At 71.7% G+C, this 20,338-nt stretch carries 19 protein-coding genes and 1 riboswitch; of the genes, 16 read left to right on the top strand and 3 right to left on the bottom strand.

The window, feature by feature from the left end:
* From ACFXOZ_RS17780 to ACFXOZ_RS17765, 4 genes are all read left to right on the top strand, one after another.
* On the top strand, nt 1–3,411 hold a 3,411-nt coding region (locus ACFXOZ_RS17780), incomplete at its 5' end, for a multifunctional oxoglutarate decarboxylase/oxoglutarate dehydrogenase thiamine pyrophosphate-binding subunit/dihydrolipoyllysine-residue succinyltransferase subunit (RefSeq protein WP_380591305.1).
* 60 nt (nt 3,412–3,471) lie between these two features.
* Nucleotides 3,472–3,654 (top strand): DUF6104 family protein, encoded by a 183-nt coding sequence (locus ACFXOZ_RS17775; RefSeq protein WP_375896601.1) that lies wholly within the window; start codon nt 3,472–3,474, stop codon nt 3,652–3,654.
* Nucleotides 3,655–3,849: 195 nt separating this feature from the next.
* Nucleotides 3,850–4,773 (top strand): DUF4097 domain-containing protein, encoded by a 924-nt coding sequence (locus tag ACFXOZ_RS17770; protein WP_375896602.1) that lies wholly within the window; start codon nt 3,850–3,852, stop codon nt 4,771–4,773.
* Nucleotide 4,774: 1 nt separating this feature from the next.
* A complete protein-coding gene (locus ACFXOZ_RS17765) occupies nt 4,775–5,866 on the top strand; it encodes a PadR family transcriptional regulator (protein ID WP_380525128.1) in 1,092 nt (363 codons plus the stop codon).
* Between the two features lie 57 nt (nt 5,867–5,923).
* Here the strand turns inward: ACFXOZ_RS17765 and ACFXOZ_RS17760 are convergent, their stop codons facing one another.
* The gene (locus ACFXOZ_RS17760) at nt 5,924–6,886 is read right to left on the bottom strand and encodes a zinc-binding dehydrogenase (protein ID WP_380591302.1); all 963 of its coding nucleotides are present in this window, start codon (nt 6,884–6,886) and stop codon (nt 5,924–5,926) included.
* 249 nt (nt 6,887–7,135) lie between these two features.
* Nucleotides 7,136–8,329, bottom strand: a complete 1,194-nt coding sequence (locus tag ACFXOZ_RS17755) for an NADP-dependent malic enzyme (RefSeq protein ID WP_375896610.1) — start codon at nt 8,327–8,329, stop codon at nt 7,136–7,138.
* 583 nt (nt 8,330–8,912) lie between these two features.
* Between ACFXOZ_RS17755 and ACFXOZ_RS17750 the strand changes: the two genes are divergently transcribed.
* The 5 genes from ACFXOZ_RS17750 (at nt 8,913) to ACFXOZ_RS17730 (ending at nt 13,767) form a co-directional block, all read left to right on the top strand.
* A complete protein-coding gene (locus ACFXOZ_RS17750) occupies nt 8,913–9,839 on the top strand; it encodes an ABC transporter substrate-binding protein (protein ID WP_380591299.1) in 927 nt (308 codons plus the stop codon).
* A 463-nt stretch (nt 9,840–10,302) separates the two neighbouring features.
* Nucleotides 10,303–11,232: an ABC transporter substrate-binding protein gene (locus ACFXOZ_RS17745; protein WP_375896615.1), complete on the top strand. Its 930-nt coding sequence runs from the start codon at nt 10,303–10,305 to the stop codon at nt 11,230–11,232.
* A 37-nt stretch (nt 11,233–11,269) separates the two neighbouring features.
* Nucleotides 11,270–12,244 (top strand): amino acid ABC transporter permease, encoded by a 975-nt coding sequence (locus ACFXOZ_RS17740; protein WP_380525130.1) that lies wholly within the window; start codon nt 11,270–11,272, stop codon nt 12,242–12,244.
* Complete coding sequence (locus ACFXOZ_RS17735; protein ID WP_375896620.1) at nt 12,241–13,044, top strand: amino acid ABC transporter ATP-binding protein; 804 nt, start codon at nt 12,241–12,243, stop codon at nt 13,042–13,044. The genes ACFXOZ_RS17740 and ACFXOZ_RS17735 overlap by 4 nt, the downstream gene beginning before the upstream one ends.
* A gap of 135 nt (nt 13,045–13,179) precedes the next feature.
* A complete protein-coding gene (locus tag ACFXOZ_RS17730) occupies nt 13,180–13,767 on the top strand; it encodes a CGNR zinc finger domain-containing protein (protein ID WP_375896623.1) in 588 nt (195 codons plus the stop codon).
* Nucleotides 13,768–13,778: 11 nt separating this feature from the next.
* Here the strand turns inward: ACFXOZ_RS17730 and sodX are convergent, their stop codons facing one another.
* Nucleotides 13,779–14,222: a nickel-type superoxide dismutase maturation protease gene (gene sodX, locus ACFXOZ_RS17725; RefSeq protein ID WP_380525131.1), complete on the bottom strand. Its 444-nt coding sequence runs from the start codon at nt 14,220–14,222 to the stop codon at nt 13,779–13,781.
* 176 nt (nt 14,223–14,398) lie between these two features.
* Between sodX and sodN the strand changes: the two genes are divergently transcribed.
* From sodN to ACFXOZ_RS17690, 7 genes are all read left to right on the top strand, one after another.
* A complete protein-coding gene (gene sodN / locus ACFXOZ_RS17720) occupies nt 14,399–14,794 on the top strand; it encodes a superoxide dismutase, Ni (RefSeq protein WP_045699892.1) in 396 nt (131 codons plus the stop codon).
* Between the two features lie 99 nt (nt 14,795–14,893).
* Nucleotides 14,894–15,039, top strand: a riboswitch (cobalamin riboswitch).
* Between the two features lie 95 nt (nt 15,040–15,134).
* Nucleotides 15,135–16,187, top strand: coding sequence for a FecCD family ABC transporter permease (locus ACFXOZ_RS17715; protein WP_380403862.1), 1,053 nt, complete (start codon nt 15,135–15,137; stop codon nt 16,185–16,187).
* Complete coding sequence (locus ACFXOZ_RS17710) at nt 16,184–16,984, top strand: ABC transporter ATP-binding protein (RefSeq protein WP_380591296.1); 801 nt, start codon at nt 16,184–16,186, stop codon at nt 16,982–16,984. Before ACFXOZ_RS17715 ends, ACFXOZ_RS17710 begins: the two co-directional genes overlap by 4 nt.
* A 44-nt stretch (nt 16,985–17,028) precedes the next feature.
* The gene (locus tag ACFXOZ_RS17705) at nt 17,029–18,024 is read left to right on the top strand and encodes an ABC transporter substrate-binding protein (RefSeq protein WP_380591293.1); all 996 of its coding nucleotides are present in this window, start codon (nt 17,029–17,031) and stop codon (nt 18,022–18,024) included.
* 71 nt (nt 18,025–18,095) lie between these two features.
* Nucleotides 18,096–18,572 (top strand): GNAT family N-acetyltransferase, encoded by a 477-nt coding sequence (locus ACFXOZ_RS17700; protein ID WP_375896636.1) that lies wholly within the window; start codon nt 18,096–18,098, stop codon nt 18,570–18,572.
* A gap of 137 nt (nt 18,573–18,709) precedes the next feature.
* Nucleotides 18,710–19,120, top strand: coding sequence for an anti-sigma regulatory factor (locus ACFXOZ_RS17695; protein WP_360233452.1), 411 nt, complete (start codon nt 18,710–18,712; stop codon nt 19,118–19,120).
* A gap of 156 nt (nt 19,121–19,276) precedes the next feature.
* Entirely contained in the window at nt 19,277–20,269 is a 993-nt protein-coding gene (locus tag ACFXOZ_RS17690; RefSeq protein WP_375896638.1) for an RNA polymerase sigma factor SigF, read from the top strand.
* Nucleotides 20,270–20,338: the final 69 nt, after the last annotated feature.

Raw genomic sequence — 20,338 nt, 5'->3', positions numbered from 1 at the left:
GCCCCCAAGGCCGCCGCTCCGGCCGCGCCCGCCGCCACCGCCGCGGCCGGCCCCGAGCTGGTCCAGCTGCGCGGCCCGGCCAAGGCCGTCGCCACCAACATGGACGCCTCGCTGGAGGTGCCGACCGCGACCTCGGTCCGCGCCGTCCCGGCGAAGCTGTTGATCGACAACCGCATCGTCATCAACAACCACCTGCAGCGCGCCCGCGGTGGCAAGGTCTCCTTCACCCACCTGATCGGTTACGCCCTGGTCCAGGCCATCAAGGCCGCCCCGGGCATGAACCACAGCTACAAGGTGGAGGACGGCAAGGCCTTCCTGGTCAAGCCGGAGCACGTCAACCTCGGCCTGGCGATCGACCTGGTCAAGCCGAACGGCGACCGCCAGCTCGTCGTCGCGGCCATCAAGAAGGCCGAGACCCTCGACTTCTTCGGCTTCTGGCAGGCCTACGAGGACATCGTCCGCCGGGCCCGCGCCAACAAGCTGACCATGGACGACTTCACCGGCGTCACGGTCTCGCTGACCAACCCCGGCGGCATCGGCACCGTGCACTCCGTGCCGCGCCTGATGCAGAACCAGGGCACCATCGTCGGTGTCGGCGCCATGGAGTACCCGGCCGAGTTCCAGGGCTCCGCCCCGGAAACCCTGTCCCGCCTGGGCGTCTCCAAGATCATGACGCTGACCTCGACCTACGACCACCGCGTCATCCAGGGCGCGGCGTCCGGCGAGTTCCTGCGCGAGATCCACCGCCTGCTGCTCGGTGAGAACGGCTTCTACGACGAGATCTTCGAGTCGCTGCGGATCCCGTACGAGCCGGTCCGCTGGGCCACCGACGTCGCCACCACCCACGACGACGAGGTCAACAAGACCGCGCGCGTCATGGAGCTGATCCACTCCTACCGGGTCCGCGGTCACCTGATGGCCGACACCGACCCGCTGGAGTACAAGCAGCGCAAGCACCCCGACCTCGACGTCACCACCCACGGCCTCACCCTGTGGGACCTGGAGCGCGAGTTCGCGGTCGGCGGCTTCGGCGGCCAGAAGATGATGAAGCTCCGCGACATCCTCGGCCTGCTGCGCAACACCTACTGCCGCACCGTCGGCATCGAGTACATGCACATCCAGGACCCGAAGCAGCGCAAGTGGCTGCAGGAGCGCCTGGAGAAGCCGTACTCGAAGCCGGAGCGCGAGGAGCAGCTGCGGATCCTGCGCCGGCTGAACTCGGCGGAGGCCTTCGAGACCTTCCTGCAGACCAAGTACGTCGGCCAGAAGCGCTTCTCGCTGGAGGGCGGTGAGTCGCTGATCGCCATGCTGGACGCGACCATCGACGCCGCCGCCGAGCACCGCCTGGACGAGGCCGTCATCGGCATGGCCCACCGCGGCCGCCTGAACGTGCTGGCCAACATCGTCGGCAAGCCGTACGGCAAGATCTTCGGCGAGTTCGAGGGCAACCTCGACCCGAAGTCGATGCACGGCTCCGGCGACGTCAAGTACCACCTGGGCGCCGAGGGCACCTTCACCGGCCTGGACGGCGAGACCATCAAGGTCTCGCTCGCCGCGAACCCCTCCCACCTGGAGGCCGTGGACCCGGTCGTCGAGGGCATCGCCCGCGCCAAGCAGGACATCCTGGACCAGGGCGGCACCACCTTCCCGGTGCTGCCGATCCAGATCCACGGCGACGCGGCCTTCGCCGGCCAGGGCGTCGTCGCGGAGACCCTGAACATGTCGCAGCTGCGCGGCTACCGCACCGGCGGCACCGTGCACGTCGTGGTGAACAACCAGGTCGGCTTCACCGCCGCCCCGGCGTCCTCGCGCTCCTCGATGTACTGCACCGACGTGGCCCGCATGATCGAGGCCCCGATCTTCCACGTGAACGGCGACGACCCGGAGGCCGTGGTCCGCGTCGCGCGGCTCGCCTTCGAGTTCCGCCAGGCGTTCCACAAGGACGTCGTGATCGACCTCATCTGCTACCGCCGCCGCGGTCACAACGAGGCCGACAACCCGTCGTTCACCCAGCCGCTGATGTACGACCTGATCGACAAGAAGCGCTCGGTGCGCAAGCTGTACACCGAGGGCCTGATCGGTCGCGGCGACATCACCATGGAAGAGGCGGAGCAGGCGCTCCAGGACTTCCAGGGCCAGCTGGAGAAGGTCTTCGCCGAGGTCCGCGACGCCGCCCAGGCGCCCGCCCCGACCTCCGGCGGCAAGCCGCAGGCCGACTTCCCGGTCAACATCCAGACCGGCATCTCCCAGGAGATGGTCAAGCGGATCGCCGCCTCGCAGGTCAACCTGCCGGACTGGCTGACCGTCCACCCGCGCCTGCTGCCGCAGCTGCAGCGCCGCGCCGCCTCGGTCGAGGACAACACCATCGACTGGGCGATGGGCGAGACCCTCGCCATCGGCTCGCTGCTCATGGAGGGCCACCCGGTCCGCCTGGCCGGCCAGGACAGCCGCCGCGGCACCTTCGGCCAGCGGCACGCCGTGCTGATCGACCGCAAGACCGGCGAGGACTACACCCCGCTGCAGTACCTCACCGAGGACCAGGCCCGCTACACCGTCTACGACAGCCTGCTGTCGGAGTACGCGGCCATGGGCTTCGAGTACGGCTACTCGCTGACCCGCCCGAACTCGCTGGTCATGTGGGAGGCGCAGTTCGGCGACTTCGTCAACGGCGCGCAGACCATGGTGGACGAGTACATCGCCTCCGCCGAGCAGAAGTGGGGCCAGCACTCCGGCGTCACCCTGCTGCTGCCGCACGGCTACGAGGGCCAGGGACCGGACCACTCGTCCGCCCGCCCGGAGCGTTTCCTGCAGATGTGCGCGCAGGACAACATGACGGTCGCGATGCCCACCCTGCCGTCGAACTACTTCCACCTGCTGCGCTGGCAGGCGCACAACCCGCACCACAAGCCGCTGGTCGTCTTCACCCCGAAGTCGATGCTGCGTCTCAAGGCCGCGGCGAGTGCGACCGAGGAGTTCCTGTCCGGCTCGTTCCGCCCGGTCATCGGCGACACCACCGTCGACCCGGCGCAGGTCCGCAAGGTGGTCATCACCGCCGGCAAGTTCTACTACGACGTGGCGGCCGCCCGCGCCGAGCGCGGGGTCACCGACACCGCGATCGTCCGGGTCGAGCGGCTCTACCCGCTGCCGGTGGCCGAGCTCCAGGAGGAGCTGGCCCGCTACGGCGACAACGTCCAGTTCGTCTGGGCGCAGGAGGAGCCGGCCAACCAGGGTGCCTGGCCGTTCATCGCGATGAACCTGGTCGACCACCTCCAGGTCGTCATCGGCCGCAGCGGCGGCGACGCCCGCCTGCGCCGGGTGGCCCGCACCGCGGCCTCGTCGCCGGCGGTCGGCTCCGCCAAGCGGCACGCGGCCGAGCAGCAGGCGCTGCTCGAGGAGATCTTCGCGCTCTGACGCGCGCAGGCTCCGCAGTACCACCGACGCCCGGCGTGATTCGAGAGAGAGGACCTGACCGTGTACTTCACCGACCGAGGCATCGAGGAGCTGGCGAGCCGGCGCGGCGAGGAGGAGGTCACCTTCGAGTGGCTCGCCGAGCGCCTGCGCGAGTTCGTCGACCTCAACCCGGACTTCGAGATCCCGGTCGAGCGGCTGGCCACCTGGCTGGCCCGGCTCGACGACGAGGACGACGACGAGTGAGCCCCGGCGGCCGCTCGTGCGAGGGCCCGGGAGGCACACCGCCTTCCGGGCCCTCGCACGTCTCCCGTAGGGGACGGCTCCGGGATGCTTCCGGGCCGGGTTCAGGGGTGGAACCGCTTGCTTTTCCCGGCACGCGATATATCGTCTTTGGAAGAGAACGCGATACATCGCGATCCGCTACGGGAGGCGGCAGAGATGAGCCAGTGGACGATCGAGGAGCCGGGCAGGACCACGTTCGAGGACGCCGTCCGCGCGCTGCACGTGCGCGTCATCGACGGCACGGTGAACGTGGTCGCGGCCGAGGGCCCGGCCCGCCTGGAGGTCACCGACCTCACCGGCGACCCGCTGCACCTGACGCTGGTCGACGGCGTCCTGACCGTCACCTACAAGGACATCAACAGCTGGGGCGAGTTCGGCACCTGGATCAAGTCGGTCGGCTCGGTCCGCAGCTTCTTCGACTCCTTCAAGCGCAAGCGCTCGGTCGGCGTCACCCTGACTGTGCCGGCCGGCACCGAGGTCAAGGTCGGCACCGTGTCGGCCCACGCCACCGTGAGCGGCATCGACGGCCACGTCTCGGTGCAGAGCGCCAGCGGCGACACCACCCTGGCCGGGGTCACCGGCCGGATCGACGCGAGCACCGTCACCGGCGACGTGGACGCCCAGGCGGTCGGCGGCCAGCTCAAGGTCAACACCGTCTCCGGTCAGCTCACCGTGATCGCCGGCACCGCCGACCGGGTCCAGGCCAACACCGTCACCGGCGCCGTCACCCTGGACCTCGACGTGGCCGGCGAGACCGACGTCAAGGTCAACACCGTCAGCGGCCCGGTCGTGGTCCGGATCCCCTCGCTGGCCGACGCCACCGTCGAGGCCGGCTCCACCAGCGGCGACGTCTCCAGCACCTTCGACGAGCTCACGATGAGCAGCACCTGGGGCGCCAAGAAGATCACCGGCCAGATCGGCGAGGGCCGCGGCAGCCTCAACGTCACCACCGTCTCCGGCGCCGTCACCGTCCTGCGCCGCCCCGAGTCGGAGGACGACGCCCCCGTGGTGGTCCGGGAGCTCCCGGCCGGCCCCGCCTCCGACGCGCCCACCGGCCCCGACCTCACCAAGGAGGCCTGAGATGAGCCCCGTCTTCGGCCACGGCCGGCTCCGGCTCTACCTGCTCAAGCTGCTGGACGAAGCCCCGCGGCACGGCTACGAGGTGATCCGCCTGCTGGAGGAGCGCTTCCAGGGCCTGTACGCGCCGTCCGCCGGCACGGTCTACCCGCGGCTGGCGAAGCTGGAGCAGGAGGGCCTGGTCAGCCACAGCACCGAGGGCGGCCGCAAGGTCTACCAGCTGACCGACGCCGGGCGCGCCGAACTCGAAGCCCGGCAGGTCGAGTTGGACGAGCTGGAGCTGGAGATCCACGACTCGGTGGCGCAGCTCGCCGGGGCGATCCGGGAGGACGTCCGGGACAGCGCCAAGGACCTGCGCGAGGAGCTCTGGCAGGCCGCCAAGCAGGCTCCCCGGCCGGACCGCACCGAGACCGGCGGCGACCCGTGGGCCGGGCCCTGGGGCGACAACGACTCCTGGCAGCGCGCCAAGGAGGAGTTCGCCCAGTTCAAGCGGCAGGCCAAGGAGCAGGCCAAGCGCGCCCGGGAGCAGGAGCGGGCCGCCAAGGCCAAGGCGAAGGCCGCCGAGGAGGAGGCCCGCCGGCTGCGCGAGCAGGCCAAGGCCTCCCGCACCGCCGCCCAGCAGGAGGCGCTGCGGATCAAGCGCCGGGTCGAGCAGCAGGTGCGCGAGCACGCCGCCAAGGGCGACTGGCCGACCGGGCTGGCCGAGGGCCTGTCCGAGCTGACCAAGGGCCTGGCCGGGCTGGCCGACGCGGCCCGCTGGGGCCACCCGACCGGCGAGGCCGGCGAGGGCGCCGGGACGGCCGAGGGCGCCGGGTCCTCCGAGCGGGTCACCGTCACCCGGATCGACCTGGACAAGGGCTCGAACGAGGACTCGGGCAGGAGCCAGGACGGACCGACCGCCACCGCCGACCTGCCGCCGTGGGCGCGCACCGATCCGGACGGCGACCCCGCCCGCGAACTGGAGCGGCTGCTCGACCGCTTCCGCGACCAGGTCCGCGACGCGGCCCGGGACGGCGGGGTGAGCGCCGACGCGCTGGCCGAGGCCCGCTCGGTGCTGGGCACCGCCGGCGAACGGTTGAAGCGGCTGCTCGGCTGACCCGGCCGCCCGCGCGGGCCCGGCGCCCCCTGGTCGGGGGTGCCGGGCCGCCGCGCGTCAGGGGTTGAGCACGATCTTGCCGAAGACGTCACCCTTGGCGAGCCGGGCGAAGCCGTCCCGGGCCTCGGCCAGCGGCAGCACCGAGTCGATCACCGGACGGACCCCGGTGGTGGCGCACAGGGACAGCAGCCCGGCCAGCTCCTCCTTGGTGCCCATGGTCGAACCGACCACCTTGAGCTCCAGGAAGAAGATCCGGTTCAGCTCGGCGGCCTTCGGGCTGGGGCCGGAGGTGGCACCCGAGATGACGACGGTGCCGCCCGGGCGCAGCGACTTCACCGAGTGCGACCAGGTCGCGGCGCCGACCGTCTCCATCACCGCGTCCACCCGGGCGGGCAGCCGGGCGCCGCTCTCGAAGGCCGCGTCCGCGCCGAGCCCGACCGCCCGCTCGCGCTTGGCCTCGTCCCGGCCGGTGACCCACACCCGCAGGCCGGCCGCCTTGCCGAGCACGATCAGCGCGGTCGCCACCCCGCCGCCGGCCCCCTGCACCAGCACCGTGTCACCGGGCTTGACCCCGGCGTTGGTGAACAGCATCCGGTACGCCGTCAGCCAGGCCGTGGGCAGGCAGGCGGCCTCCTCGAAGCTCAGCTCGGCCGGCTTGGGCAGCAGGTTCCAGGTGGGCACGGCCACCCGCTGGGCGAAGGTGCCCTGGTAACGCTCGGTCAGGATGGACCGGGGCTCCGTCGGGCCCACCCCGTGACCGGACTGGCCGATCACCGAGTGGACGACCACCTCGTTGCCGTCCTCGTCGACGCCCGCGGCGTCGCAGCCGAGGATCATCGGCAGCTTCTCGGCGGGCAGGCCGACGCCGCGCAGGGACCACAGGTCGTGGTGGTTGAGACTGGCGGCCCGGACCGTGACCACGCTCCACCCGGGACGGGCCTGCGGCTCGGGGAGTTCGCCCAACTCCAGCCCGCTGAGCGGGTCGTCGGCGTCGATACGGGCGGCATAGGCAGCAAACATGCCCCGGACACTAGCCGGGACGGCCGGGGCCGGGAACCACACGTGGGTGTGACGCGTGTCCCGGCTGTCGCTCCCCCGCTCGCCTCCGGGGCGCTCCGACCCGGTGCCGACGGTCGGCGCTCCCTCGCTCCTGCGTCGCTCCCTCGCGCTCTCCCTTTCGGCACCGGCGCGCCCCTTCGGTTCGGGGGGAGGGGGAGGGCAGGGCGGGGGGAGCGGCCGTCGTGGCCGGCGCGCTCCCCCGGCACCGCGTCAGATCCGGGCCACGCCCTCGGCACGGGCGGCCTCGGCCACGGCCTTGGTGACGGCCGGGGCGACCCGCTCGTCGAACGGCGAGGGGATGACCTTCTGCGGGGTCAGCTCGTCGGCCACCACGGCGGCCAGCGCCTTGGCGGCGGCCAGCTTCATGCCCTCGGTGATCCGGGAGGCCCGCACCTGGAGGGCGCCCGCGAAGATGCCCGGGAAGGCCAGCACGTTGTTGATCTGGTTCGGGAAGTCGCTGCGCCCGGTGGCGACGACCGCCGCGTACTTGTGCGCCACCTCGGGGTGGATCTCCGGGTTGGGGTTGGCCATCGCGAAGATGAACGCGCCCTCGGCCATGGTCGCCACGACCTCCTCCGGCACGGTGCCGCCGGAGACGCCGATGAACACGTCGGCGCCGGCCAGCGCGTCGGCCAGCGAGCCCTTGAGCTCCGAACGGTTGGTCAGCTCGGCGATCTCGGCCTTGACGTCGGTCAGGTCCTCGCGGCCCCGGTACACCACGCCCTTGCGGTCGCAGACGGAGACGTCGCCGATGCCCGCGGCCAGCAGCATCTTGGCGATGGCGATGCCGGCCGCGCCGGCGCCGGAGATCACGGCCCGCAGCGCGCCGATCTCCCGGCCGGTCACCTTGGCGGCGTTCCACAGGGCGGCGGTGGTGACGATCGCGGTGCCGTGCTGGTCGTCGTGGAAGACCGGGATGTCCAGGGCGTCCTGGAGCCGGCGCTCGATCTCGAAGCAGCGGGGGGCGGAGATGTCCTCCAGGTTGACGCCGCCGAAGGACGGGGCCAGCCGGACCACCGTCTCGACGATCTCGTCCACCTCGGTGCAGGCGAGCGCGATCGGCACCGCGTCCACCCCGCCGAACTGCTTGAACAGGATGGCCTTGCCCTCCATCACGGGGAGCGAGGCCTCCGGGCCGATGTCGCCCAGGCCCAGCACGGCGGTGCCGTCGGTGACCACCGCGACGGTGTTGGACTTCCAGGTGTAGTCGTTGACCAGCTCCGGCTGCTCGGCGATGGCCGTGCAGACCCGGGCGACACCGGGGGTGTAGGCGAGGGACAGGTCGTCCGCGTCGCGCACCGGCACGGTCGCCCGGATCTCCATCTTGCCGCCGCGGTGGAGCGCGAAAACGGCGTCGACCGGATCGACGGTGTCCTGGGTGCTGCTGATGATCTCCGCTGCCACGATGACCTCTTCGTCATTGTTTCCGGCGAGGTGCGCGGCCGACGGACTGGGCGCCCCGGCCGTAAGCCGGAAACCGGGTACGCCTGAGCGGACCCGGGGTCGGGGCGGGGGCGCTGCCGTCGGGTGGCGCCCTCGGATGAGGGTTTTTATGGGGTCTTGTGTTGTCCGCTTGTGCTACCGGGCCGAGCGTAGGTCGGACGGAGGCATCGCACCTATGCCTTTTCGTCCTCGTCACGCGCAGTTCATCGCCGTGCTGTCGCGTCGGCTGGGGCCCGGTGTCGGAAGTGCCGGGCTCCGGCGGCGGCAACGGCGCTGAGGCACGCGCACCCGCAAGTGTGAACGCAGATCCGCAGGGGATCGGTGCCCCGGATACGGAGCCACGTGATGACTTCCGGTCCTGGGCACCCCGAGCCTGTCGGGGCTCGTCGGTCTGGTTCGAGCGTTCGGGGGTCACCCGGTACCGAATTCTGACACACCCGCTGCCGGGCCCGGCAGGGCGGGATGGCAGGATCGCTTGTCCGCCGTTCCGCGTACACCCGCGCGACACCGCGGCGACCCCGGTTCCGCCCTCAGGAGCACCCTCATGCCTCTCCGCCCTCCCGCCCGTCGCCCGGCCTTCGCCGCGGCCGCCCTGGCCGCCGCCGGCGCCCTGCTGCTCACCGGTTGCGGCGGTGACGGGCAGGCCGCCGCGAGCGACCCGGTCAAGGACGTCCGCAGCAAGCTGCCGAAGGCGCAGCGCTCCGCCGGGGTGCTGCGCGTCGGCATGGACGTCAACTACGCGCCGGTGGAGTTCCGCGGCTCGGACGGCAAGCCGGCCGGCCTCGACCCGGAGCTCGCCACCGCCCTCGGCCGGATCCTCGACGTGCGGGTCGAGTTCGTGGACACCCCCTTCGACAAGCTGATACCGAACCTCCAGGGCAAGCAGTTCGACGTGGCGATGTCCGCGCTCAGCGACGTCCGTGCGCGCCGCGAGGGCCTGGACGCCGACGGCAAGCAGGTCAACCCGGGCGTCGACTTCGTCGACTACTTCATCGCCGGGACCTCGATCGTCGTCCCGAAGGGCAACCCCAAGGGCATCCGGACCCTGGACGACCTGTGCGGCCGGACGATCGCCTTCCAGCAGGGCACCACCCAGGACGAGATCGCCACCCGGCAGGTCGCCGTCTGCTCGCGCGCCGGCAAGCAGCTGACCGTGCACCGCTTCGACACCGACGCCAAGGCGCTGGCCGAGGTCGCCGCCGGCACCGCCGCGGCCGGGCTGAACGACTTCCCGGTGGCCGCCTACGCGGCGAAGACCACGGACGGCGGGGGCCGCTTCGAGGTGACCGGGGCCCAGTCGACCTCCAACCCGTACGGCATCGCGGTCCGCAAGGAGGACACCGAGCTGCGCGACACCGTGGCCAAGGCGGTGGACCAGCTGATCCGCAGCGACGAGTACGACAAGATCCTCGCCAAGTGGAACGTGAGCGCGGGCGCGGCGCAGAACGCGGTGGTCAACGGGGGCATCTGACCCGCCCGGGGCGGCGGGGCGGGAGCGGGGAACGGGCGGGGCCGCGGGGCAGCGGCGGGGCGTCCGGGAACACCACTGCCGGATCTGCATACTTATACGCAGGGTGACAGGGGCACGCGATCCGTCCGAATAGCGGACAGCACGAGCCCTCGTTATCCGATTTTGATCTGGATGAGGGCCACCTGACCGTCATCAGATGGCAGGATTCCCCCCATCTCGGATCGAGCCGACCACCGGTCGAGGCGGTTCAGGTCGACGTCCACCTCGGCGGAGGGTGGCGGAAGCAGTACCCGCACCACCCTGGGCGGCCACCTGCGCCCAGGCAACTGCACCACCCGGCAACGCACGTACGACGACGTACAGCGAGTGACCACCCGTACGGCTCCGTACGGCCAGCTGCCCCGGTGCGCCGCTCCCGCGGCGCGCTCCGCCCGATTTCTCTCCCCAGGAGGAGATCCCCCTCATGACCGTCCGTACCCAGCGCACCCGCCTCTTCGCGGCCGGCGTGGCTGCCGTGTCCGTGTCCCTGGCACTGACCGGCTGTAGCAGCAGCAAGAGCAGCGACGGCAGCGGCGCCCCCAACGCCTCCGCGACCGTGAACACGGTCAAGGCCGACGACAAGCTGGCCGCCCTCGTCCCCGCCGACGTCAAGTCGGCCGGGAAGCTCCTGGTCGGCGCGGACGCCTCGTACGCGCCGGACGAGTTCAAGGACGACAGCGGCAAGGTCATCGGCATGGACGTCGACCTCGCCAACGCGATCGCCGCCAAGCTCGGCCTCAAGGCCGAGGTCCAGGACTCCGGCTTCACCGCGATCATCCCCGGCATCCAGTCGAACAAGTTCCAGCTCGGCATGTCGTCCTTCACGGACAACAAGGAGCGCGAGCAGGTCGTCGACATGGTGACCTACTTCAACTCGGGCAGCGCCATCGCGGTCAAGAAGGGCAACCCGGGCAAGGTCGACCCGAAGGACCTCTGCGGCAAGAAGGTCGCCGTCCAGACCGGCACCACCCAGGCCGACGAGATCAAGGACACCCGCAACCCGGACTGCGCCAAGGCCGGCAAGCCGGGCATCCAGAACGAGGGCGACAAGTTCGACCTCCAGACGGACGTCACCAACGCCGTGGTCTCCGGCCGCGACGACGCGATGATGGCCGACTCCCAGGTCGTCGACTACGCGATCAAGCAGTCCGGCGGGCAGCTGGAGAAGCTCGGCGACACCTACGGCGTGGCCCCCTACGGCGTCGCCCTCGCCAAGGGCTCCAAGCTCACCCCGGCGATCCAGGGCGCCGTCCAGTCGCTGATCGACGACGGCACCTACAAGCAGATCCTCACCAAGTGGGGCGTCGAGGCCGGTGCCCTCGACAAGTCCGTCGTCAACGGCGCCACCAGCTGACCCCTCGTACGCTTCATCTCTCCCCCGAGGCCACACCGTGAACTCTCTGGACAAGGGGACGGCGCCGAAGGGACGGCCTGAGACCATCAAGGCCGTCCCGGTCCGCCACCCCGGACGCTGGGCGGGTGCCGTCGTCATCGCCCTGCTCGCGGCGATGCTGCTGAGCGCCCTCTTCACCAACCCCGCTTTCAAGTGGGACATCGTCGGGCAGTACCTGTTCCACGACAGCATCATGCACGGGCTGCTCGTGACACTGGAGCTGACCGCCCTCTCCATGCTCATGGGTGTGGTCGGCGGCATCATCCTCGCGGTGATGCGGCTCTCCCCGAACCCGCTGCTGGCCGGCACCGCCTGGGTCTACATCTGGATCTTCCGCGGCACCCCGGTCCTGGTGCAGCTGGTGTTCTGGAACTTCCTCGGCCTGATCTGGGCCAAGCTGTCGATCGGCGTACCGTGGGGACCGGAGTTCTGGTCCGGCGAGACCAACGTCCTGATCCCGACCTTCGTCGCCGCCCTGCTGGGCCTCGGCCTCAACGAGGCCGCCTACATGGCGGAGATCGTCCGCGGCGGCATCCAGTCGGTCGACGAGGGCCAGACCGAGGCCGCCCACGCGCTCGGGATGAGCCGGTTCCAGACCATGCGGCGGATCGTCCTGCCGCAGGCCATGCGGGTGATCATCCCGCCGACCGGCAACGAGACCATCTCGATGCTCAAGACCACCTCGCTGGTCTCCGTGATCTCCCTGGAGGAGATCTTCCGGGCCGGCCAGGTCATCTACTCCCGGAACTACCAGAACATCCCGCTGCTGATCGTGGTCAGCCTCTGGTACCTGTTCTTCACCTCGGTGCTGACCATCGGCCAGTACTACATCGAGCGCCACTACGCCCGAGGTTCCAACCGCACCCTCCCGCCCACCCCGCTGCAGCGACTGCGGGGCCTGTTCGCCGGGAAGCCCGCCCCGAAGACCACCGCCGACGTCGTCCCGGGGCTCGAGGGAGGTGGTCACGTATGACCGATCTGAGCAAGACCCCCACCGACTCCGCGTCCACCGGTGAGCCGATGGTCCGGGCCGAGAACGTGCACAAGTCCTACGGAATGGTCGAGGTGCTCAAGGGCATCGACCTGGAGGTCAAGCAGGGCGAGGTGTTCTGCCTCATCGGCCCGTCCGGCTCCGGCAAGTCGACCTTCCTGCGGTGCATCAACCACCTGGAGAAGATCAACGGCGGCCGCCTCTGGGTGGACGGCGAACTGGTCGGCTACCGGCAGAAGGGCGACAAGCTCCACGAGCTCAAGGACCGCGAGGTCGCCGTCAAGCGGCGCGACATCGGCATGGTCTTCCAGCGCTTCAACCTGTTCCCGCACATGACCGCGATGGAGAACGTCATCGAGGCGCCGGTCCAGGTCAAGCGCGAGAGCAGGGCCGAGGCCCGGGAGCGCGCGATGGCCCTGCTGGAGCGGGTCGGCCTCGCCGACAAGGCGAAGAACTACCCCTCGCAGCTGTCCGGCGGCCAGCAGCAGCGCGTGGCGATCGCCCGCGCGCTGGCCATGAAGCCCAAGCTGATGCTCTTCGACGAGCCCACCTCGGCGCTCGACCCGGAGCTGGTCGGCGACGTCCTGGACGTCATGCGCGGCCTGGCCGAGGAGGGCATGACGATGGTGGTCGTGACCCACGAGATGGGCTTCGCCCGCGAGGTCGGCGACGCCCTGGTGTTCATGGACGGCGGTGTGGTGGTCGAGTCCGGCAACCCCCGCGAGGTGCTCACCAACCCCCAGCACGAGCGCACCAGGGCCTTCCTCTCCAAGGTCCTCTGAGCCCGTACGGTCGGCGCCCGGCAGACGACTTCCTGCCGGGCGCCGACGTTTTCCCCAGCCGGGTAATAGGCTGGAAGCGCCCAGCCCGTTACCGGAACCATCCGGGCCCGTTACGCAACCACTGGAAGGACCGCCGTGGAGCTCGCCTCGTACGCCGACCTCGCCGTTCGGCTGGTGAACACCGAGGAACCCGAGCGCGGCACCGACACGCTGACCTCGGTGGACGCCGTGCGCGCCCTCTTCTCCGACTCCTCCCGCGCCGCCGCGCTGGCCGACGAGTCCGACGTGCCCCGGCTGCGGGCGGTGCGGACCAGGCTGCGCGGAGTGTTCGAGGCCGCCGCCGAGGGGGACGAGATCCGGTCCGTCGACCTGCTGAACAGCCTGCTGATGGAGTACCCCGTCAGCCCGCTGGTCTCCGGGCACGACTACCTGGACGACGCCGGCCGGCCGCGCTGGCACCTGCACCTGGCCGACAACTCGCCCACCGCCACCGCGCACTTCAGCGCCGTCGCCTGCATGGGCCTGGCCGTGCACCTCACCGAACTGGGCGCCGACCGGCTCGGCATCTGCCAGGCCGCGCCGTGCCGCAACGCCTACCTGGACACCTCGACCAACCGCTCCCGCCGCTACTGCTCCGACCGCTGCGCGACCCGCGCCAACGTCGCCGCGTACCGGGCCCGCAAGCGGCTGGAGGCCGAGGCCGCGCTGGGCACCGGGCAGTAGCCGGCCGGGGCTCAGAGCTCGTCGACGAAGACCCCGAACCGCCGGGCCAGGCCCGGCACCCGGGCCAGCCGGGGGCCGAGCAGCAGCCGCTCCAGCCCGCGGCCCGGCGCCAGCCAGGCGGGGCTCGGCCGCAGCCGCAGCAGCACCCGGCCGAGCACCAGCTCGTCCGGGACCGGGCCGTAGCTGCGGCTGTCGCTGTCCACCGGACGGTTGTCGGACAGCAGCCACCAGCCCTTCGGGCGGCGCTCGGCGGCCCGCTTCACCACCAGCAGGTCCTGCTGGAACGGGTGCCGGAACAGCACCACCGCGCCGGGCCGGATCGGCGCCCCGTAGCGGACCAGCAGCCGGTCGCCCTCGCGCAGGGTCGGGACCATCGACGGGCCCGTCACGTCGACCAGCCCGAACGGCACCGCGCCGCCCTGCCCGCCGCCCTGCGGCTCCGCGCTCCGCGCCATGGCTCCTCCTCCCGGACCGACCGCCCCAGTCTGCCGTACGGACCGTCATCCGTTCGATGTCCGGATTACCCCGGTTCCGGGTCCGTCTTTCGCCCTAGGCCCACCGCCCGGCCGCGAAACCCGGAGGCCGGAAGGGTAATCTCGGGCGCGGGAAGACGATCTAAGGAAGGACTCCCATGTTCTCTCGTCTGTTTGCACCGCGTGCCACTGCTCACGCCCACTGCGACCTGCCGTGCGGTGTCTACGACCCCGCCCAGGCCAAGCTGGAGGCCGAGTCGGTCAAGGCCACCCAGGAGAAGTACCAGGCCAACGAGGACCCGCACTTCCGCGCCCGCGCCATCATCATCAAGGAGCAGCGCGCCGAGGCCGTCAAGCACCACATCTCGGTGCTGTGGAGCGACTACTTCAAGGCCCCGCACTTCGAGAAGTACCCGCAGCTGCACCAGCTGATCAACGACACCCTGAAGGCCGCCTCGGCCGCCAAGGCGTCCACCGACCCGGCCACCGGCCAGGCCCTGCTGGACCTGATCGCGGAGGTCGACAAGATCTTCTGGGAGACCAAGCAGGCCTGAGCCTGACGCGTCGCCACCCGGCCGCCCCCGTCCGCACCGTCGGACGGGGGCGGTCGTGCGTTCCCGTGCCCCCGCCCCGGGAACGGACCCCGGTAAGGGTTGCCTACCCTGAGTGGCTGTTATGCTGCCAGGGCGTCCGAGGGGGAAGTCCGGTGAGAATCCGGCGCTGACCCGCAACGGTGAGCACGGCCCGCGGTCCCGGGGCCGGGCCAGCCCGATCGCCCCCGGCCGCTGGACTCCCGACAACTCGCCGTGGACTGCGAGGGGAAGGCGCCCGGGCCCGGCCCCGGCCGGCGCCCGCCCCGGCACACCCGCGGCCCGAGGCAAGGCGCGCCCGCCCGTGAGTGACCCCGTCCGCCGAATACCGACCCTCCCGCTCGCCCTCGGCCTCGCCGCCGCCCTGCTGCTCTCCCTGGTCTGCGGCGTCGCGCTCGGCGCCTCCGGAATCGAACTCCCGGACGTCCTGCGACTGTTGGGCGCCGGGCTGACCGGCGGACGGCTGGACGCGAGCGACGCGGCGGCGTACGCGATCGTCTGGGAGCTGCGGCTGCCGCGCACCCTGCTGGCCGCCGTGGTCGGCGGCGGGCTCGCCGCCACCGGGGTCGCCGTCCAGGCCCTGGTGCGCAACGCCCTCGCCGACCCCTTCGTCCTGGGCATCTCCTCCGGCGCCGCCGTCGGCGCCAACGCCGTCCTGCTGCTCGGCGCCTTCGCCTCGCTCGGGGTGTGGGCGATCTCGGTCTCCGCGTTCGGCTCCGCGCTGCTCGCCATGGTGCTGGTCTACCTCGCCGCCCGCACCGCGTACGGGCTCACCCCGCTGCGGCTGGTGCTCACCGGCACCGCGCTCTCCTACGGCTTCTCCGCCCTGACCACCCTGATGGTCTTCTCCGCCGACCACGCCGAGGCCGCCCGGGACGCCATGATGTGGCTGCTCGGCAGCCTCGGCGGCGCCACCTGGGGCTCGGTGCCGATCGCGGCCGCCACCGTCCTGGCCGGACTGGCCTACCTGGCCTGCGCCGCCGGACGGTTGGACGCGCTCGCGATGGGCGACGAGACCTCCGCCTCGCTCGGCGTCGACCCCGACCGGCTGCGCCGGGAACTGTTCGTGGTCACCGCCGCCGTCACCGGCACCGTGGTCGCCGTCAGCGGGGCGATCGGCTTCGTCGGACTGCTGATGCCGCACCTGGCCCGGATGCTGGTCGGCGCCGGGCACCGCCGGGTGCTGGCGATCGCGCCGCTCGCCGGGGCGCTGCTGCTGGTCTGGGTGGACATCGCCTCCCGCACCCTGCTGGCGCCCGCCGAACTGCCCGTCGGGGTGTTCACCGCGGTGCTCGGGGTGCCCGCCTTCCTGCTGATGATGCGCCGCCGCGGCCAGGCCTTCGGAGGCCGGCGATGACGGGCCCGACCCCTTCGACCGGCGCGGAGGACCTGCGGGTCGACGGCGTCTCGGTGGAACTGGCCGGCGCCCGGCTGGTCCACGAGGTGAGCCTGACGGCCGCCGCCGGGCAGGTGATCGGACTGATCGGCCCGAACGGCAGCGGCAAGTCGACCCTGCTGCGCTGCGTCTACCGGGTGCTGCGCCCGGCCGGCGGGACCGTCAGGCTGGGCGGCGACGACCTGCACGCGCTCACCGCCCGCGACACCGCCCGCCGGGTGGCCGCGCTGACCCAGGAGCACCCCGCCGAGTTCGAGTTCACGGTGGCCGAGGTGGTCGCCATGGGCCGGCTGCCGCACCGGCGAGGCCTCGCCGCCGGCCCGACCGCCGGGGACCGGGAGCGCTGCGCCGCCGCGCTGCGCCGGGTCCGGGCCGACCACCTCGCCGAACGCGCCTTCCCGAGCCTGTCCGGCGGCGAGAAGCAGCGGGTGCTGATCGCCCGCGCGCTCGTCCAGGAACCGCGCCTGCTGGTGCTGGACGAGCCCACCAACCACCTCGACATCGCCCACCAGTTGGAGGTGCTGGCACTCGCCAGCGAGGCCGGGCCGACGGTGCTCACCGCCCTGCACGACCTCAACCTGGCGGCGGGCCACTGCGACCGGCTGTACGTGCTGGAGGCCGGCCGGATCGTCGCCGCCGGCGAGCCCCACGAGGTGCTCCGCCCCGAACTGCTGGCCGAGGTGTTCGGCGTCCGGGCCACCCCCGTCCGCCACCCCGGGACCGGCGCCCTCCAGCTGCTGTTCGACCGTCTCGCCTGACCCCCCGCGAATCCCCGGGACCGTTCCGATCCGAAGGAACCCGTATGCGCACCAAGGCCGTTGCCGCCACCGCCCTGCTCACCCTCGGGCTGACCGCCTGCGGCGCCGAGATCGCCCCCCGCCCCGGCGCCGCCACCGCCTCCGGCCACTACCCGGTGACCGTGACGAACTGCGGCGAGCGGCTCACCTTCGCGCAGAAGCCCGCCCGGGTGGTGACCAACGACGTCAACATCACCGAACTGATGCTCTCCCTCGGCCTCGCCGACCGGATGGCCGGCTACGTGATGCCCGACGACAAGGGGCAGGTCGACAAGGTGGCCTGGAAGGACGGCTACCGGCAGACCGACTGGCTCTCCAAGAAGGTGCTCACCAAGGAGATCGCCCTGGACGCCAAGGCCGACCTGGTGTTCGCCGGCTGGCACTACGGCTTCGACGAGGGCACCGGGGTCACCCCGCAGGCGTTCAAGGCGCTCGGCGTGGACTCCTACGTGCTCAGCGAGTCCTGCCGCAGCGGCAAGGGCTCCGAGCGCGGGGTGATGGACCCGCTGGAGGCGCTCTACACCGACCTGGCCAACCTGGGCGCGATCTTCGACGTCGAGGACCGCGCGGACAAGCTGATCGCCGAGTCCAGGGCCACCATCGCCGCCGTGCCGCAGCCGGAGCGCCGCCCGTCCGTCTTCCTGTACGACAGCGGGCAGGACAAGCCGTACACCGCCGGGAAGTTCGCCGCCGCGAACGAGATCATCGCGAAGGCCGGCGGGACCAACGTCATGGGCGACCTCGCGGACACCTGGGTCACCGCCGGCTGGGAGAGCGTGGTGCAGCGCGACCCCGAGGTGATCGTGATCAACAACTACGCGACCCCGGGCGCCGAGGAGAAGCGGACGTTCCTCAAGTCCTTCCCGCCGCTGGCAAACGTCGCCGCGATCAGGAACGACCGGATCTTCGTCATGGACTACGTCGACCTGGTCGAGAGCCCGCGCAACCCGGCCGCGATCAGCACCCTGGCCGGGTTCCTGCGCACCGTCCCGGCCCGCTGACCGGCGCGACCGACGATCGGACCCCGCTCCGGCCCTGGGCCCGGGCGGGGCCCGCGCAGTAGGCTCGCGGCATGATCCGCACCGCCGTCGTCACCGACGTTCCCGTCGTCCTGGCCATGATCCGTGAGCTCGCGGAGTACGAGAAGGCCCCCCAGGAGGCGGTGGCCACGGAGGAGCAGCTGCGCGAGGCGCTGTTCGGCGCCGCCCCGGCGCTGTTCGGCCTGATCGCGGAGGACCCGGCCACCGGCGAACCGGTCGGCTTCGCGCTCTGGTTCCTCAACTTCTCGACCTGGCGCGGCACCCACGGGATCTACCTGGAGGACCTCTACGTCCGCCCGCAGGCCCGCGGCGGCGGCCACGGCAAGGCGCTCCTGCTGGAGCTGGCGAGGATCGCCGTCGAGCGCGGCTACGCCCGGGTCGAATGGTCGGTGCTGGACTGGAACCAGCCCTCGATCGACTTCTACCGCTCGCTCGGCGCGGTGCCGATGAACGGGTGGACGGTCTACCGGCTCACCGATGAGGCACTCACGGCCGCCGGGAAGCGTTGAACCCACGCACGGAGTAGGGGCAAAGCCCCTGCCACCCTGCGTCGCAATGCCTTACCATGAGTAACTCCCGCACCGGGTGCGGAGGACGCCCCCTCGGGGGTACCAAGCAAGCACAGCGCGTCACCCAGGAGGCAAGGGTGTCCCAGATCGACAGCGATCTCGGAGTTCAGGACTTCGTGGAGGTCCGGCTGCCCGCGGCAGGGGCCTACCTCTCCGTGCTGCGAACAGCGACGGCCGGGCTTGCCGCCCGGCTGGACTTCACCCTCGACGAGATCGAGGACCTGCGGATCGCGGTGGACGAGGCCTGCGCCATCCTGCTCCAGCAGGCGGTGCCCGGCTCCGTCCTGTCCTGCGAGTTCCGGCTGGTCGGCGACTCGCTCAAGGTGACGGTCTCCGCTCCGACCACGGACGGCAAGGCGCCCGAACGCGACACCTTCGCGTGGACGGTGCTCTCCGCGCTGGCCGGCGAGGTGGACTCCTCGGTCGCCGAGGACAACACCGTGACGATCAGCCTGCACAAGAAGCGCGGCGGGTCCGCCGCCCACTGACCGGGCACCGAGCAGCAGCACCCTGCAAGGGCCGTCCGCCGCACCCCACCCGGGGCCGGTGGGCGGCTCCCGGTACCGCCCACCGGCGGTACGACCAACGAGACGATGCCGGGGCCGACGGCCCCGGTGCTCCCGGAACGGAACGGGGGAATGGCCGTGAGTGATCTGGACCGTACCGGCCTCGCGACGGCGGGACCTGCCGTACCGACCCAGGCGAGCGTTTCCGGCCTCGCCGCCAACGACGAAGCGCACCCGAAGGACGCCCACCGGATGAGCCACCCGACCGAGCCGACGTCTGAGCCGACGCCCGCCTCCACTCCCCCGCCGGAACCGGCGGCGGAGGGCGCGGACCTGCACGGCGCCGTGCCCGCCCAGGGCTCGCACCGCACCGGCGCACCGGACCGGGAGGCCGCCCGCGCGCTGTTCGTCCGGCTGGCCGCGCTGCCCGAGGGCTCCCCGGAGCGCGTGGAGCTGCGCAACCAGCTGGTCCGGATGCACATCCCGCTGGTCGAACACCTGGCCCGGCGGTTCCGCAACCGGGGTGAGCCGCTGGACGACCTGACCCAGGTCGCCACCATCGGACTGATCAAGTCGGTGGACCGCTTCGACCACGAGCGCGGGGTCGAGTTCTCCACCTACGCGACGCCGACCATCGTCGGCGAGATCAAGCGGCACTTCCGCGACAAGGGGTGGGCGGTGCGCGTCCCGCGCCGCCTCCAGGAGCTGCGGCTGTCGCTCACCACGGCGACCAGCGAGCTCTCCCAGCGGCACGGCCGCTCCCCCACGGTGCACGAGCTGGCCGAGCACCTGGGCATCTCCGAGGAGGACGTGCTGGAGGGCCTGGAGTCCGCCAACGCGTACTCCACGCTGTCCCTGGACGTCCCGGACAGCGACGACGAGTCGCCGGCCGTGGCGGACACCCTGGGCGCCACCGACGAGGCACTGGAGGGCGTCGAGTACCGCGAGTCGCTCAAGCCCCTGCTGGCCCAACTGCCGCCCCGGGAGCAGAAGATCCTGGTGCTGCGGTTCTTCCGGAACATGACCCAGTCGCAGATCGCCGCCGAGGTGGGGATCTCCCAGATGCACGTGTCCCGCCTGCTGGCCCGGACCTTGGCCCAGCTGCGGGAGAAGCTCCTCGTCGAGGAGTAGCAGGACCGGCACGAACGGACGGCCGCCGCAGCGGGTGCTGCGGCGGCCGTCCGTTCGTGTTCGGGGCGG

The sequence above is a fragment of the Kitasatospora sp. NPDC059160 genome, from assembly GCF_042755465.1.
GTDB lineage: Bacteria > Actinomycetota > Actinomycetes > Streptomycetales > Streptomycetaceae > Kitasatospora.
This window is presented reverse-complemented; position numbering and strand designations above follow the sequence as displayed.